This window comes from Streptomyces sp. UW30 (genome assembly GCF_008042075.1).
In the GTDB taxonomy this organism is placed as follows: domain Bacteria; phylum Actinomycetota; class Actinomycetes; order Streptomycetales; family Streptomycetaceae; genus Streptomyces.
On record NZ_RDBN01000037.1, the window covers coordinates 1,737,172 to 1,752,673 of the forward strand.

Genomic DNA, 15,502 nt, shown 5'->3' on the forward strand with positions numbered 1-15,502 from the left:
CCCTCCCCCCAGGCAGCGCCGTCTTTCCGGCTCGCCTACGTCCCCGGAGTGACCCCCGCGAAGTGGGTGCGGATCTGGAACGAGCGCTTCCCCGACGTGCCCCTCACCCTCCACTCCGCGACCACCGCCGAGGCGCCCGACCTGCTCCGGGACGGCGACGCGGACGCCGGTTTCGTACGGCTGCCGGTCGACCGTACGTTCTTCAGCGCGATCCCCCTCTACACCGAGACCACGGTCGTCGTCGTCCCCAAGGACCATGTGATCGCGGCGGTCGACGAGGTGAGCGCCGAGGACCTGGCCGACGAGGTCGTCCTCCACCCCCTCGACGACGTCCTCGACTGGGAGCGACCGCCGGGGGAGCCCGCCTTCGAGCGCCCCGCGACCACGGCGGACGCCGTCGAGCTCGTCGCGGCGAACGTCGGCCTGCTCGTCGTACCCCAGTCCCTGGCCCGCCTCCACCACCGCAAGGACCTCACCTACCGGCCGCTCGTGGACGCCCCCCAGTCGGGCATCGCCCTGTGCTGGCCGCAGGAGGCGACCACCGACCTGGTCGAGGACTTCATCGGCGTCGTCCGCGGCCGCACGGTCAACAGCACCCGGGGCCGTACGACGTCCCAGACCCCGGCCGCCCAGGACCAGCCGAAGCGGGGGCGACCGCAGAGCGGCGGCGCCCCGCGTCGCCAGCCCGGCACCGGCCGCGGCCGGCACGGCGGCGCCACCGGCGGCAAGGGCACCAAGGGCGCCAAGGGCGCCAAGGGCGCCAAGGGAGGCAAGCCGCGCCGCAGGTCCTAAGGGGGCAGGCCAAGTCCGCTGCGGTTCGGCAACCCCCCAGGGGGGCGCGGGGCTGTGTTGGATGTGCGGCTACCGCCGCGCGGGCGCGACCAGCCACGATGGCGCCGCGGGCGAAAGACAACATGGACGCGGCACATCCAGCGGAGCGCTTCCGCGGAATCACTTCGGCGGCAGGCTCGCCGCGAAGGCGCGCCCCTCGTCGATCCACGCCCCGAGCACCTCGTCCTGCGTGAGCGCGTCCCCGGCGACCAGGATCCAGCCCCGCATGGGCCGGCCGGTCATGTCGAAGATCCGGGTGCCGGGCCTGGCCAGGGCGGCGTCGGTGCTGTCCGGGCCGACGCGGACCATGAGGTCGTCGCCGCTCACGCCGACCGCCATATGGCCGTGCACCAGGAAGGCGAGCCCGCCGAACATCCGCTTCTCGGTGATGTCGGTCCCCTCGCCGACCCGCTCCCGGATCCGCTGGGCGAGTCCCTCGTCGTATGCCATGGCGTCCTCACTCGGTGGGTGATGCGAGCCGGCGCTCCAGGTCCCGCAGGTCCTTGTCGATGCGCCGGGCGAGGAAGTACGCCGTCCGCGTGACCTCGGCGCCGACCCCGAAGCCACCCGTGTCGTCGATCGTCATGTACCCCGCCTCCGCGCGGCGGCGTCCGGTGCTGCCTCCAGGATCCCCGCACCGGGCGGTGGGCGCGCGGTGCGGGGACACGGCCGGCGGCTCAGGGGGCGTACGTGGCCCGCTCCGCCGTACGGACGACCGTCTGCCCGTCGGCCTGGCTCAGCAGGCCCGCGCTCACCCAGGCGCTCACGGTGGACCGCACCCGCGCGACCAGCGCGCCCTTGCCCGCGAAGGGCGCCCCGGCCCAGATCTCGTCCAGGAGCGTGGTGCCGTCGGACTTCGCGGGGTTGGCGACGCCGGAGTCGGAGTTGCCGAGGATCACCCGGGGCTCGGAACGCCGGAAGTAGGCGTGGGTCGGGTCCTCGGTGCCCTCGAAGAACGGGGCGAACTCGGTGCCGTCGAGAGTGAAGTGGAGCGGCTTGCCGGAGACCGGGGTGAGTGAGGGCAGCAGATCGCCGGAGAGACCGGCATTGCGGTACAGGCCGAACCGGAGGTGGCTCGTGGAGGAGTTGCGGCCGACGAGGTTGACCGGACCGTGGAAGAGGGTCTGCAGCGAGGGATCGTCGAGCGCCTTCTCCACCCGGAGCCGGAACGGCATGGAGATCCGTACCGTGTCGCCGCTGCGCCATGTCCGTGACACCGTGAAGTAGTTCCCCGGCGCCGGAGTACCGCTCACCGCACTGCCGTTGACCGTCACCCGGAATCCGGCGGTCGCCCAGGACGGCACCCGCAGCCGCAGGGCGAAGGCCGCGCCGCCGCCGATGGTGAGCGTGGTGCCCTGCTCGCGGGGGAAGGACGTGGCCTGAGTGATCGTCACACCCTTTTCCGCCCAGGTCAGTTGGGACGGGCTGTACAGATTGACGTACAGCGCGCTGCCGTCGGCGGCCTTGAAGTACACGGAGTCCTGGTACTTGGTGGCGCTCTCCATGCCGGTGCCCTCGCAGCAGGTCGTGCCCTGCTTGGGCGTGTAGTCGCGCACATGGCCAGGCGTCAGCCCGATGAAGTACGTGACGAGCGGCTTCTCGGCGTCCGCCTTGTCCTGCTTGGAGCCGAGGACCTGGTTGTAGAGGGCCCGCTCGTAGTAGTCCATGTACTTCGGCTGCTGCTCGTGGAAGAACAGGGTCCGGCTCAGCTTCAGCATGTTGTACGCGCAGCACGTCTCGGCGGTGGTGTCGCTGATCGTGCCCGCGATCACGTCGCGCGCCTTCCAGAACTCGGCGGTGCTGGTGCCGCCGATGCCGTACATGCGGTGCGGCACGACCATGCCCCAGAAATTCCGTGCCGCGTCGAGGTAGGGGGCCTCCCCGGTCGCGTCGTACAGCCGCAGGTACCCGGTGAAGATCGGTATGTGCTGGTTGGCGTGCAGCCCGTCGAGGATGTCGGTGTTCGCGGCGCAGTTGTCGATGAGCCGGTCCAGGTCGAACAGCCGGGCCAGCGCGAGGTGTTCGGCCTTCCCGGTGATCGAGTGCAGGTCGCAGACGGCCTCGACGATGCCGCCGAACTCGCCGCTGGAGAACAGGCCCCACATGCGCTGCAGGGTGGCCTCGGGCAGCTTGGACAGCCGCGCGTGCATCCAGTCGCACATGCCGGACGCGAGGTCGAGGGCCCGCGCGTCCTCAGTGGCGAGGTAGGCGTCCAGGACTCCCCTGAGGATCTTGTGCGCGGTGTAGTAGGGCGCCCACACCTTCGTGTAGTCGCTGGTGGTCCTCGACTCCAGGTCGATGAACTGCGTCTCCGGATACGCGGCCAGGAACCCGGGGTGGCTGGGCCCGCCCCAGGTGCGGCGCAGGGTGGCGGTGAGCCCGCGTCCGGAGGCATCGGCGAACGTCCCGCCGGAGGTCTCGTCGAAGGCGTACGAGGCCAGGTTGCCGCGCCCGGCGGAGGCGTCGGCGGCACGAGCGCCCTGCAACTCCGTGATCTCGGCGGCGCTCAGGGCCCGCGACCAGACGTTGAACTCGTCGTAGGCGCCCGCGAAGACGGGGTCGGTGGCGAAGTTGGAGCGGCCGAGCCAGTTGTTGGTGAGGGTGCCGAGGGCGGCCGGGGTGAGGGTCATCGCCGTGTTCCGGGCGACGGAGGTGCCGTTGACGTACAGCGTCCCAGTGCCGCCCGCGATCGTGACCGCGAGGTGGCTCCACTGGTTCAGCGGCAGCGCGGCGGTGCCGTCGAGGCCCTGCTCACCGCCAGGCCCGCCGGTCGTGACGGCGAAGCGCGGCACTCCGCCGGAGCCCCGGGCGGCCAGGTACATGTACCGGGTGTTGTTGTTGCCGAAGTCGAAGACGCGCGCCCAGTTGCCGTCGTGGGTGGGCTTCACCCAGGCGGACAGGGTGATCGCCGAGGCGCCCCCGAGGACTGCGGCGGGGAGATCGACGTACTGAGAGGCCCCCCGGACGTTCTCCGCGGCCGTACCGAACCTCCCGCCGACGCTCAGCACCGCCGGGTCCTTGCGCAGCGCCGCGCGCACCTCGGTCAGCGCCCCGATCATGGTGCCGATCCTGTCGACGAACACCTGCTCGCCGGTGCCGGCGTAGGCCTGCGACAGCATGGTCAGGAAGTGCCCGGTGTAGTGCCCGCGCAGATTGCCGTTCGCCTCGCCGTCCAGCCCCTCCCATCCGCCGGGCGCGACGGCGCCGCCCGTGGCGAGCCCGGCGTTGGCGCGGAACACCTGGAGCAGCCGGTTGACGTCGTAGCCCCGGGCGTGATCGAGCATCAACTGCCGCTTGTCGGTGAAGAGTCCGGGCCGCAGGGCCACGTCGTCCAGGGCGAAGGGCTGCACGGACCAGGCGGACGGAACGGCGGTCACGGCCTGCGCCTCCTGAACGGCGGCCGCTGCCCGGCCGGTTGCCGTGTGGCTGATCGCGGGGGCCGCCGCGGCGAGCGCGGCGGCCTGGAGAAGGGATCTTCTGGAGAGGGGCGGTGCCATGGGTGCTCCTCCACGCGGGTCGCCTTGTTCGTAATCACGAACAATGTACGGATGGTCGACCAGACGCTATGCGTGAGGTGAGGAGGCGTCAACGGTGCTGACGGGTTTGGCACTCGGGCGGATATCCGGTCAGGCCTGCCGGAGGTGAGGGGTCAGGTGTCGTGCAGGCTGTGGGGTGCTGAGACGTCCTACGGGTGGTGGGTCAGGACGAAGTCCAGCGCCGCGCTCACGTTCACCAGCCCCGCCCCGGTGGCCTCGTCCGGGCCGCGGCGGGCCGGGATGCCGAAGGCGTTCTTGCCGGTGGTGACGTCGGTGGCGGTCCTGGCCAGTGCTTCGGCCACCTGACGCGGCGTGAGTCCCGGGCGGGCCTCCAGGAGCAGCGCCGCCGCTCCCGCGATCTGGGGCGCAGCCGCCGACGAGCCGGAGAACAGTGCCCAGCCGTCGTCGCGGGTCGTCCCGTCGCCCTCGTCGCTCTCGTCGACGTCGATCGAGCAGCCGGGCGGTATCGGGAGCATCAGATACTGGGCCAGGGGCGCCAGGCCGACCAGCCCGGAGACCGTGGGGACGACGACGCCGTCGAACCAGGGGCTGGCGTAGCCGCTCGTGTAGTCCGACGCCCGCAACTTGCCCTGCGGATCGGAGAAGGCCCCGCCGACCGACAGCACCCCGGGCACCTGCGGCTCGATCGAGAACTGCCCGTTGCCCGACGCGAAGACGACGACGATGCCCTGCTCCACCGCGTCCAGGATCTCCAGCGCCCACACCCGGTGGATCTCCGGCAGGGGTCCGTCCTCGGGGAAGCCGACCCGCCCGCCCCAGGAGTTCGTCAGTACCCGCGGCTCTTCGGCCTTCGCCCGTACGAAGGCCGCCATGGCGGCGGTGAGTCTGCCGTTGCGGTCGCTGCCGCGGTAGGGCAGCAGACGCGCGCCGGGTGCCACGGCGAAGATGTTCGCCGACTCGCCCGTGCCGTGCCCCACCGGGTCCTCGTCGGGACTCGTCCCCGGGGCGAGCGCCACGGTCGGGGTGATGTCGTAGCCGTGCGTCGTGAAGTAGGCGTGCGGCGCCTGTCCTGTGTCGACCATGGCGACCCGCACTCCGCGTCCGACGTGCCCCCGCTCGTGCGCGGGCGTGGCGTTGAGGAGGCGGGCCACATCGTCCGGAAGCGTGAGATGGAACTTCGCGACCAGCGGAGGCCGCGCCGTCGCCGGAACGAGCCGCATCGGTATGCGCGGTTCCTCCAGCGCGACGGCCTCGATGCTCGCCTCTCCCGGCGCGGCACCGATGCCGAGGGCCCTCGGCTGACGGTCGCCGACGATGTCGAGATGCGTCACGGAACGCTGCCGGCCCATCTCGACCCGCTGCTGAACCTCGTAGCTCACGATCCTGCCGGTGGTCAGCTGCTCGAACGCCGCCGGCGTGCCGGCCACGGTGAATCCGAGCATGCTCTCGGCCGTCACGGTCAGACCTGCCTGCCGCGCATGCTCCTCGGCCCGCTCCCTGACGCCCCTCTCGGCGTGGAAGGGCCGGGCCGACAAGGGACTCGCCGCCTCGGTCATCGATACCCCGCCCCGCGACCGCGCCGACACATAGCCGTACACGGTGTCCGGAACGTTCCGCTCGTAAGTCGGCGTCTTCGCAGCCATCGGTCCCTCCGGGAAGTGGCGCCCGGACGCACGGTCACGGCAGCAGGTCACGCACGCCGAGCGTGGGAGTCGGCAGGACGGTGACGGACCTCGCGGTGGTCTCGAGTCCCGGGGGAACGGGCAGCGTCCTCGGCCGTGAACGATCCTCGACGGGCACCCCGAACGCCTCCGCGAACTGCCGGCCCGAACCGGTGATCAGCGTTCCGGCGGCCATGGGCACCACGTCGATGCCGTAGCGGGAACACCACGCGACCACATCGCGCACAGACGCTTCGGCCCGCAGCTCCACCAAGGCCTCGACGAACTCCTCCTCGGGCGCGTCACCTTGCCCTGAAGTCACTTGTCTCTCCTGAGAGCGCGCCTACGCTCCCCATCGTCCCACCGCGTGCCAATGGTCGCAAAAGGTGTTAATTGGCAGCACAGTTGGGCGGGACGTGTCACGCGGTTCAGTCGGAGGCTGTCGACCTCACGAGCCAGTCGACATCACGAGCCAGTCGACCTCACGAGCCAGTCGTATGCCGCCCGCGCCGTGAACTCCGACTGCCCGCCCCGCAGCAACAGCCCGGCCGTCGCGAACTCCGGGGCGTCCGCCTGGGCGGCCACATAGGGAACCGCGATGCACCGCATGCCGGCCGCGTCCGCGGCGGCGGCGCCAGGGGCGGCGTCCTCGACGACCACACACCGGGCCGGGGGCGTGCCGAGCCGGCGGGCCGCCTCGAGGAAGACGTCGGGGGCCGGCTTGCCGTGGTCGACCTCGTCGGCCGAGACGACGGTGCGCAGGTGGGCGTCGAGGCCCGTGCCGGCCAGGATCGCCGTGATGGCCTGGAGCGAGGAACCCGAGGCCACGGCCATCGGTACGCCCTCGGTCGACAACAGCTCCACGAACTTGCGCATCTCGGGGTACGCGCGCGTGGCCGTGCGGGCGAGTTCCAGATAGCGGCGGTTCTTGGCGGCGAGCAGTTCCTCGACGGAGGCGTCGAGGCCGTACTCCCGCTTCCAGAGCGTGACCGTCTCCAGCGTGCTGATGCCGACATAGCGCTCGTGGTCCGCCCAGGTGAAGCCGGGCACCCCGTGCTCGGCCAGGATCTGGCGGCCCGCCTCGTAGTAGTGGGGCTCGCTGTCCACGAGTGTTCCGTCGAGATCGAAGATGACCGAAATGCCGCTGAGTCCGCTCATGGACCCAGGATGTCAAAGGTCATTTCCGTGCTGCCGCCCGCCCGATCGACTCCACCAGCGGCAGCAGCCGGTACGTGACCCGCTCGCGCAGGGCCACCTCGGAGCGGGTGCGGACCACGCCGGGCAGGCTGATCAGCTTCTGGATCACGTCCTCCAGGTGGGCGTTGTCGCGGGCCACCACCCGGGTCAGCAGGTCCCCGCCGCCCGTGATCGAGAAGGCCTCGACGATCTCCGGGACGGCGGCGAGCGCGTCGCCCACGTCGTCGAGATGGCCCTGGGTCACCTCGATGTGCACGAACGCGAGCACCGGATGGCCGAGGGCGGCGGGCGACAGCGTCGGCCCGGTGCCGGTGATCACACCGTCCCGCTCCAGCCGGTCGAGCCGGGCCTGGAGCGTGCCGCGCGCGACGCCGAGGGTGCGGGCGTACTCACGCACGCTGGTGCGGGGCTGTTCCAGCAGAAGCCGCAGGATGCGGGTGTCGAGCTCGTCCACGGCCATGGTGTCGCGGCCTCTCTGCGTGTGTGGTCCGTTGGCTCGCTGATGGACGTGCCGGAACCGATATGCCTGTACCAATGGCACACCATATCGGGCGTCACTTGAGCCAGTCTGCGCGTTGATGCTGCAATGGACCCGGTCGATGGCGCTGCGGGTTCCCGCGGCGCCTTTTTCATGCCGGTGGCGAAGGGGCGGAAACAGTGCTGAAGAGGGTGTTCGTGGCGCCGGACCCGGGGCGGGCGCGGCTGCGCTTCGCCACGCGGGCCGTCCTCGGCATCGGGCTCGCGGTCGTCGTCTGCGCGCTGGCCGGAACTTCCCTCGTCGGCGCCGTCACCGGCGGGCTCGCCGCGCTGCTCGCCCTGTTCACCGTCACCGACACCACGGTCCGCGGGCAGGCGGTCACCACCGCGCTGCTGCCGCTCGTCGGCCTGCCCGTGCTCGCGGCGGCGGCCGAGCTGCACGACCACCCCGTCGCCCGCGACTTCACCTTCCTCGCCGTCGTCGGCGCCGGCGTGTACGCCCGCCGCTGGGGGCCGCGCGGGCACAGCCTCGGCGTGTTCGCGTTCATGACCTTCTTCGTGGCGCAGTTCCTGCACGCCACCCCGGGACAGCTGCCCGAGCTCTACGCCGCCGTACTGCTGTCCCTGCTGACCGCGGCCGCGGTGCGGTTCGGGCTGTGGTGCTACGAGCGCCGGATGCCCCCGGCACCCGTACCCGCACCGCCGGGCGGCGGCGGACTGGCCCGCGTGACCACGCGCCAGGCCATCCAGGCCACCGCGGGCGCGGGCTTCGCCCTCGTGGTGGGGCAGCTGGTGTCCGGGCAGCGCTGGTACTGGGCCGTCGGCGCCACCTGGTGGATCTTCGTCAACACCACCTCGCGCGGCGAGACCCTGGTCCGCGGCTTCCGCCGGGTCCTCGGCACGGTGATCGGCATCGGCCTCGGTCTGCTCGTCGCCGTCCCCCTGCACGGGGCGGCGGTGCCGACAGCCGTACTCCTCGCCGTGTGCGTCTTCGGCATCTTCTACACGGCCGCCGTCTCCTACACCTGGATGATGCTCAGCGTCACCGTGCTCGCCGAGCTCCTCTACGGCCTCCTGGGCGTCCTCCACCCCGCCCTGCTGGCGCTGCGGCTCGCCGAGACCGGCGTCGGGGCGATCGGCGCCATGCTGGCCGTGCTGTTCGTCCTGCCCGTCACCACGCACGCCATCACCGACGCCTGGATCCGGCGCGCCCTGCGCTGCGTCCACGCGGCCACCGCCGAGGCCGCCGCACGCCTCGCCGGCGACGAGAGTGCCGACCCCGGCTCGCGAGTGGCCGAGCTGGAGCGGCTGCTCGGCCGGGTACGGCTCTCGGTCGCCCCGCTCGTGCACCCGCTGAACCCGATGCCGGCCCGCAAGGGGCGCGCCCGCCGGGTGCTGGCTCTGCTCGACGACTGCGCCCGGGAGATCCGGGGCCTGGCCGCCGTCGCCGCCGACCCCGTCGCCTCGCACGACGCCCGCCTGGCCGCCGCGTGCTGGCGCGTCGAGGCCGCCGTCGAGGCTCTGACCGGCGGCGCGGACGTCACCGCCCCCACCGCGCAGCCCACGGCGGCCGACCCCGCGCTGGCCCATCTGCACGGCCTGGAGCGGGCCCTCGTCGAACTCGCCCAGCCCCTGCGGGCGCCGTCGGGTTCACCGCTCGTCGGCGCCTGAGACCACGCCGCCGGAGCCACGCCGAGCACGGCCGAGTCCCTTCATCGGCCACCGAGAGGGTGGATCAGGGCATCTCGCGGGTAACCCCGCATCCATCGGACCCACCAGCCCGCGAGCCGCGCGGGAGCGGCCCGCGGGCGGGTCCCGGCCGGGAAGCGCGAGGTGAGGCCCGTGCGTAGCGTGACGCGAGGCCCCGTACGGAGAGTGACGCGCGGCCCTTGCGGACAGTGACGTGAACTCGCCGACGATCAGGCGACCTTGGTCTAGACCGATGATGATCCGCTGCTACCGTCAGCCCGGACGGCACCCGACCGGAAGGGGACAGCGGTGGCAGACGTCGGCAGGCGGGGGAGACGGGCCTACATCGGATCGTTCACGGCAGCCGGAGGCCATGGCATCACGACGGCGGCCGTGGCCGCGGACAACGGCGCGCTGACCGTCCTCAGCGGGGTGCGCGATGTGCCCGACCCCGCGTACCTGGCCCTGTCGCCCGCCGGCGACACGCTCTACGCGGTCAGTGAGACCGCCGAGGGCACGGTGGTCGCGTACCGCGTGAACGGCGGCAAACCCGAGCTCGTCGGCTCGCCGGTACCCGTGGGCGGCAGCGGGCCCACGCACCTCAGCGTGTTCGCCGGCCACGTCCTGACCGCGAACTACGGCTCCGGCAGCGTCACCGCCGTGCCCGTCCGCTCGGACGGCACCCTCGCGGACGCCCCGCCCGCCGTCCTCCGGCACACCGGCTCGGGCCCCCACACACCACGCCAGCAGGGCCCGCACGCCCACCAAGTACAGAGCGACCCGAGCGGCCGCTGGGCCGTCAGCGTCGATCTCGGCACCGACTCGGTGCGGGTGTGCACCCTGACCGAGGGCACGCTCGACGTGTACCGGGAGATCGCCCTGCGCCCCGGCTCGGGCCCCCGCCATCTGGCCTTCCATCCGCACGGCCGGTACGCGTACGTCGTCAACGAACTCACCCCCACGGTCACCGTCTGCCACTGGGACGCCGACGACGGCACGCTCAAGCCGCTCACGGAGACGCCGGTGCTGCCGGGCGCCCCGGCCGGCGACGCCTATCCGTCGGGGATCGTCGCCTCGCCCGACGGCCGCTTCGTGTGGACCGCGACCCGCGGCGAGGACGTGCTGTCCACGTTCGCCGTCGAGGACGAGGAACTGCGGCTGGTCGGGACGGTGCCCTGTGCCGGCCACTGGCCACGCGCGCTGGCGGAGGCGGACGGGTTCCTGTACGTCGCGAACGAGCGCTCCGGAGACGTGTCCTGGTTCGCCCTGGACCCCGACCGGGGACTCCCGCGGTACGAAGGCTCCATCGAGGTGCCCGCGGCGTCCTGCGTGGTCTTCGGACCCGGCCCCGACCCGGCCGCCTGACGGATGCCGAAGGGCCCGCACCCCGGCTGGGGAGCGGGCCCTTCGGCGTTACGGCTGTGACGTGCGCGTCAGCGGACCGGCGTGCCCTGCGGCTGCGGCGGGGCGATGCCCAGCGCCGTCGTGTACTTCGACAGGGCGAGCTTGCCGATCGCCGGGTACGCGCCGAGCGCCTCGGCGGCGGAGCAGCCCGCCTCATGCGCGGCCTGCGCGATCAGGCTCGGGTCGATCTCCGGCCCTATCAGGTACGGCGCCAGCGCCAGCTGCTGCGAGCCCGAGGACCGCAGCTGCTCGGCGACGGCCGTGATCGAGCCGTCCTGGTCCAGGGCCGCCGCCATCACCGGCACGGCCAGACGCGCGGCGAGCAGCATGCCGGTGATCCCGGCCGCTTGCACGGCCTCCTCGCCGCCCACGGAGGCCAGGATGATGCCGTCCGCGGCCGTCGCCACGGTGAACAGACGGGCGCGGTCGGCGCGGGCCAGACCGGCCTCCGACAGGCGCACGTGCAGTGCCTCGGCGAGCAGCGGGTGCGGGCCGAGCACATCCGTCAGGTCGGCCGCGACGCGGCTGTCCATCACGGCCTGGCGGATGACGCGCAGCAGCGCGCCGTCCGGGCCGGCGAGCAGCGGCACGACGACGGCGACGGGGCCTTCCGGCTCCTTGGCCTCCACACCCGCGGCGATCGCCTGCTCATAGCGGGCGGTGCGCTCCTCGGCCGCGTGCACGAGCACCGACTGGAGCGTGGGGAACTCCGCGTCGTCGCCGTCGACGTACCCGATCCGGGCGTCGAGACCCGGGAGCTCGGAGCGGGCGATGCTCACGACCTCCTCGGCGAGACCGCGGGTGGCGGCGCTCGGCGTGCCCGGCACCGCGAGGACGAGTGAGGGCGCACCCTCGGGAGCCGCCAGGGGCTCGGGTCGGCGGTGCCGCCCGGGCTGACGAGGTCGCGGCATTCGTACTGGCAGGCCGGACGCGGGCCCAGTGGGGGAGCTCATGGCGACGCATGTTACTGGCTTCTTGGGCTCCCCTGTTCGGGGAGGGTGCAGGTGAGCGGTATCCGTCCGCTTTTGTCTGATTGAGTTACCTACGGTGCGGAAGTGGGCGGCGTAGTGGGATCAGTCCCCCTTGTCGGTCACCACGCAGAGCATCGCCTCGTCACTCGGCAGAGCGAGCGGGCCCGTCGCCAGGTCGGTCGCGATACGCACCGCCCCCTGCAATGGATCCCCGTCGGCCGGCACCCGCCGCGCGTGCGGCAGCCGCTTCGACAACTCCTCTTCCAAAGGTACGACAAGAGGCGCGCCCATGTTCAACAGGCCACCGGTGACGGCGACTTGGGGGTCCCCGGTGGTGGGGCAGACGGCGGCCGCCGAGTCCGCCATGTGCCGTGCGGCGGCCCGCAGGATGTCCGCGGCGACGGGGTCGCCGGCGGCGCAGGCGGCCACCTCGGGAGCGAAGGAGGCGAGGACCGCGGGGCGGTCCGGGCGTGGGTAGAGCCTGCCGGGCAACCCCCGCACCGGGCCGAACGATTCCTCGGCGCGAGCCAGCAACTGCGTCGATCCGTCGGGCCGTCCGTCGTGCGCGCGCAGCGCCGCCTCCAGCCCGGCACGTCCGATCCAGGCACCGCCGCCGCAGTCGCCGAGCAGATGCCCCCAGCCGTCCGCACGACGCCAGCGCGTCAGGTCGGTGCCGATCGCGATCAGCCCCGTGCCTGCCGCCACGACCGCACCCGGCCGCGGACCGAGGGCGCCCACATACGCGGTGACGGCATCGGCGGCCAGGGCGACCCGCCTGACGCCGAACTCGCGCTCCAACGCGCCCGGCAGTTCGGCACGCAGCCCCTCTCCCAGGCTGGCGAACCCGGCCGCCCCGACGGCGACCGCACGCGGTACGGCGCCCCCCGCCTCGGCCAGCGCCCCCCGCACCAAGGGCACGAGCTGCTCCATGAAGTGCCCGGCATCGATGCCCCGCTCCCCGGTCCGCACCGGCTCGCGGGACTCCCGACGCACCGGAACACCACGGCCGACGACACCGACGACGACCCGCATGCCGGAGCCGCCGGAGTCCACCGCGATGAAACCGGCGGGGCCGGTCACGGCAGGCGCCAGTCCACCGGCTGGCCTCCTTGGCCGATCAGGAGGTCGTTGGCGCGGCTGAACGGGCGGGAGCCGAAGAAGCCGCGGTCGGCGGACATGGGGGAGGGGTGGGCGGACTCCACCGAGGGGAGGTTGCCGAGGAGCGGGCGGAGGTTACGGGCGTCGCGGCCCCACAGGACGGAGACCAGCGGCTTGCCGCGTGCGGCGAGCGCGCGAATGGCCTGCTCGGTGACCTCTTCCCAGCCCTGGCCGCGATGGGCGCCGGGCTTGCGCGGAGCCGTGGTGAGCGCCCTGTTGAGCAGCAGCACGCCCTGCTGGGTCCACGGCGTCAGATCGCCGTTGGACGGCTGCGCCAGCCCCAGGTCGGTGTTCAGCTCCCGGTAGATGTTGATGAGGCTGCCGGGCAGCGGACGCACCTCGGGCGCCACCGAGAAGGAAAGTCCCACGGCATGGCCCGGGGTCGGGTACGGGTCCTGTCCGACGATCAGGACACGCACCTCGTCGAAGGGCTGTTGAAAGGCCCGTAGGACATTCGGCCCGGCCGGCAGATAGGTGCGTCCCGCGGCGATTTCCGCGCGCAGGAAGTCGCCCATCGCGGCGATCCGATCGGCAACGGGTTCCAGGGCCTTCGCCCAGCCCGCTTCGACGATTTCATGCAAGGGTCGTGGTGCCACGGGCGTCACCCTACTGCCGTACGGGCAGCGGTGATCAACCAGTGGCCAAGGCCCGCCCCTAAGCCCTGATGGCTCATGCGACCACCGCGGCCCTGACGCACAGCACGTCCGGCAGGTGCGACGCCAACTGCTGCCAGCTGTCGCCGTCGTCGGCCGACCCGAACACCTCGCCGTTGCGATTGCCGAAGTACACGCCCGCCGGGTCCGCGTCGTCCGTGCACATCGCGTCGCGCAGCACCGTGCCGTAGTGGTCCCCCGCAGGCAGCCCCGCCGACAGTGGCTCCCAGCTCTTGCCCGCGTCCGCCGTACGGAAGACGCGACAGCGGCGGTCGGCCGGGACGCGGTCGGAGTCGGCGTTGATCGGGAAGACGTACGCCGTCTCGCCGCGGTGCGGGTGGGCGGCCGCCGCGAAGCCGAACGTGGACGGCAGGCCCTCGCCGATGTCGGTCCAGTGCGCGCCCGCGTCGTCGCTGCGGTACACGCCCCAGTGGTTCTGGAGATACAGCCGGTCGGCATCGGCCGAGTCCTGCGCGATCTTGTGCACGCACTGGCCGAACTCCGGGTTCGGATCGGGCAGGAACACCGCGGAGACACCCGAGTTGGACGGCGCCCAGCTCGCGCCCCCGTCGGCCGTTCTGAACACTCCGGCGGTCGAGACGGCGACCGTCACGGCCTTCGGGTCGCGCTGGTCGGTGATCACCGTGTGCAGGCCCTCACCGCCGCCGCCCGGCACCCACTTGGACCGGGTCGGGTGCTCCCACAGCGGGCGGACGAGGTCGAAGGTCTCGCCGCGGTCCGCCGAGCGGTACAGCGCCGCCGGTTCCGTGCCCGCGTACACCACGTCCGGCTCTGCGGCCGCCGGGTGCAGCTGCCACACCCGCTCCAGCGAGGCTTCCGTGTCCTTGGGGAACTTGACGGCCGGCTGGGCCGGTTCGGTCCAGGTGCGGCCCAGGTCGTCGGAGTGGAACACGGACGGGCCCCAGTGCGCGCTGTCGCCGCCGGCCAGCATCCGCGGGCGCTCGCCCCGGGTGTCGATGGCGACCGAGTACACGGCCTGGGCGTTGAAGTAGGGACTCTCGTCGAACTCCCAGGTGCCACCTCGCCTGCGCCCGATGAACAGGCCCTTGCGGGTCCCCACGGCGAGCAATACCTCGGTCATGCCGATCACCTCCGCGACGCCTTTGTCTCAGACACCGGCCAGTCTGCACCCCGGCACTGACAGTCACCTCTGCAAACGAAGACTTCGCAGGTCAGGGCGGCGATGATAGCTCGCCGCCACGCGCCGCGGGTCCCTTTCGCGAAGACGCCGTCCGGACCGCGTGACCCGTGCCACCGTCGACTCCCGCAGGTGCCGTGAGCATCCGCCCGCCGTCTCCCGTATGGGAGGGAGGTCGGTAGGGATGCTCGTGCGCTCATGAGGAGGAAGCCTTCGATGGCGTTCCGTGGTCCGCAGGTGTGGCTGTGGCGTTGGCGGCGCAATCCGCTCAAGCGCCGGGCCGACGCGGTGGAGGCCTGGGTGCTGCTCGGCGTCTGGGTGCTCACCGTCCTCGCCGGAGTGCTCGCGGGCCTGACGACGGCCCGTACGGTGGAGCAGGGCATGGCCAGGGAGCGCGTCGAATGGCGGCCCGTGGTGGCCCTGCTGACGGAACAGGCGCCGGGCACGGCCGAGTCGCGCTCCAGTGCTTCCAGCAGCGAGCAGGTCTGGGCGAAGGTCCGCTGGAGCGCCCGGGACGGCTCCTCGCACACCGGCCAGGCCCGGGTCCACCCCGGAAGCGGCGTCGGCACACCGGTCACCGTCTGGACCGACCCCCAGGGCCGCCTGGTGACCAGGCCCGCCACCCCCTCCGAGGCCCGCACCCGGGCCACCCTGGTCGGCGGCGTCGCGGGCGTCTGCGCCGCGTGCGTCCCCTTCGTCGCGGGCCGGGCTCTCCGCAGCCGCCTGGAGAGCCGCCGCATCGACCGCTGGGGCTACGAATGGGCGCGGTTCGGCCCGCTGTGGGGTGGGCGGATGAGAGGGTGAC

The 15,502-nt window shown here is 72.5% G+C and carries 15 protein-coding genes; 4 read left to right on the forward strand and 11 right to left on the reverse strand.

Annotated features, from left to right (window positions below; translation table 11 throughout):
• A partial coding sequence (locus tag EAO75_RS26680) for a LysR family substrate-binding domain-containing protein (RefSeq protein WP_261989418.1) occupies nt 1–792 on the forward strand: 792 nt, incomplete at its 5' end.
• 159 nt (nt 793–951) lie between these two features.
• Here EAO75_RS26680 and EAO75_RS26685 read toward each other — a convergent pair.
• From EAO75_RS26685 to EAO75_RS26710, 7 genes are all read right to left on the reverse strand, one after another.
• Nucleotides 952–1,281 (reverse strand): TfoX/Sxy family protein, encoded by a 330-nt coding sequence (locus tag EAO75_RS26685; protein WP_147997546.1) that lies wholly within the window; start codon nt 1,279–1,281, stop codon nt 952–954.
• 7 nt (nt 1,282–1,288) lie between these two features.
• The gene (locus EAO75_RS47630) at nt 1,289–1,417 is read right to left on the reverse strand and encodes a hypothetical protein (protein WP_261989419.1); all 129 of its coding nucleotides are present in this window, start codon (nt 1,415–1,417) and stop codon (nt 1,289–1,291) included.
• A gap of 91 nt (nt 1,418–1,508) precedes the next feature.
• Nucleotides 1,509–4,328, reverse strand: a complete 2,820-nt coding sequence (locus EAO75_RS26690) for a beta-L-arabinofuranosidase domain-containing protein (RefSeq protein ID WP_147997547.1) — start codon at nt 4,326–4,328, stop codon at nt 1,509–1,511.
• A gap of 188 nt (nt 4,329–4,516) precedes the next feature.
• Entirely contained in the window at nt 4,517–5,971 is a 1,455-nt protein-coding gene (locus EAO75_RS48280; protein WP_315987355.1) for a S8 family serine peptidase, read from the reverse strand.
• Between the two features lie 34 nt (nt 5,972–6,005).
• Nucleotides 6,006–6,311, reverse strand: a complete 306-nt coding sequence (locus EAO75_RS26700) for a hypothetical protein (RefSeq protein ID WP_147997548.1) — start codon at nt 6,309–6,311, stop codon at nt 6,006–6,008.
• 143 nt (nt 6,312–6,454) lie between these two features.
• Nucleotides 6,455–7,147, reverse strand: coding sequence for an HAD family hydrolase (locus EAO75_RS26705; RefSeq protein ID WP_147997549.1), 693 nt, complete (start codon nt 7,145–7,147; stop codon nt 6,455–6,457).
• 19 nt (nt 7,148–7,166) lie between these two features.
• Nucleotides 7,167–7,646 (reverse strand): Lrp/AsnC family transcriptional regulator, encoded by a 480-nt coding sequence (locus tag EAO75_RS26710; RefSeq protein ID WP_147997550.1) that lies wholly within the window; start codon nt 7,644–7,646, stop codon nt 7,167–7,169.
• 197 nt (nt 7,647–7,843) lie between these two features.
• On the opposite strand from EAO75_RS26710, the gene EAO75_RS26715 reads away from it, so the two are divergent.
• Together EAO75_RS26715 and EAO75_RS26720 are read left to right on the forward strand one after the other, a co-directional pair.
• On the forward strand, nt 7,844–9,334 hold the full coding sequence (locus EAO75_RS26715) for an FUSC family protein (RefSeq protein WP_147997551.1): 1,491 nt from the start codon (nt 7,844–7,846) through the stop codon (nt 9,332–9,334).
• 327 nt (nt 9,335–9,661) lie between these two features.
• Nucleotides 9,662–10,717, forward strand: a complete 1,056-nt coding sequence (locus EAO75_RS26720; RefSeq protein WP_147997552.1) for a lactonase family protein — start codon at nt 9,662–9,664, stop codon at nt 10,715–10,717.
• Between the two features lie 68 nt (nt 10,718–10,785).
• On the opposite strand, the gene EAO75_RS26725 is transcribed toward EAO75_RS26720, so the two are convergent.
• The 4 genes from EAO75_RS26725 to EAO75_RS26740 all read right to left on the reverse strand — a co-directional run bounded on the left by EAO75_RS26725 (nt 10,786) and on the right by EAO75_RS26740 (nt 14,640).
• Nucleotides 10,786–11,709 (reverse strand): sirohydrochlorin chelatase, encoded by a 924-nt coding sequence (locus EAO75_RS26725; protein ID WP_147997553.1) that lies wholly within the window; start codon nt 11,707–11,709, stop codon nt 10,786–10,788.
• 120 nt (nt 11,710–11,829) lie between these two features.
• On the reverse strand, nt 11,830–12,807 hold the full coding sequence (locus EAO75_RS26730; RefSeq protein WP_261989420.1) for an N-acetylglucosamine kinase: 978 nt from the start codon (nt 12,805–12,807) through the stop codon (nt 11,830–11,832).
• On the reverse strand, nt 12,804–13,481 hold the full coding sequence (locus tag EAO75_RS26735) for a uracil-DNA glycosylase (RefSeq protein WP_147997554.1): 678 nt from the start codon (nt 13,479–13,481) through the stop codon (nt 12,804–12,806). The genes EAO75_RS26730 and EAO75_RS26735 overlap by 4 nt, the downstream gene beginning before the upstream one ends.
• Nucleotides 13,482–13,554: 73 nt before the next feature.
• Entirely contained in the window at nt 13,555–14,640 is a 1,086-nt protein-coding gene (locus EAO75_RS26740; RefSeq protein ID WP_147997555.1) for a WD40/YVTN/BNR-like repeat-containing protein, read from the reverse strand.
• A gap of 273 nt (nt 14,641–14,913) precedes the next feature.
• Here EAO75_RS26740 and EAO75_RS26745 point away from each other — a divergent pair, with 273 nt between their 5' ends.
• A complete protein-coding gene (locus EAO75_RS26745) occupies nt 14,914–15,501 on the forward strand; it encodes a hypothetical protein (RefSeq protein ID WP_147997556.1) in 588 nt (195 codons plus the stop codon).
• Nucleotide 15,502 lies beyond the last annotated feature (1 nt).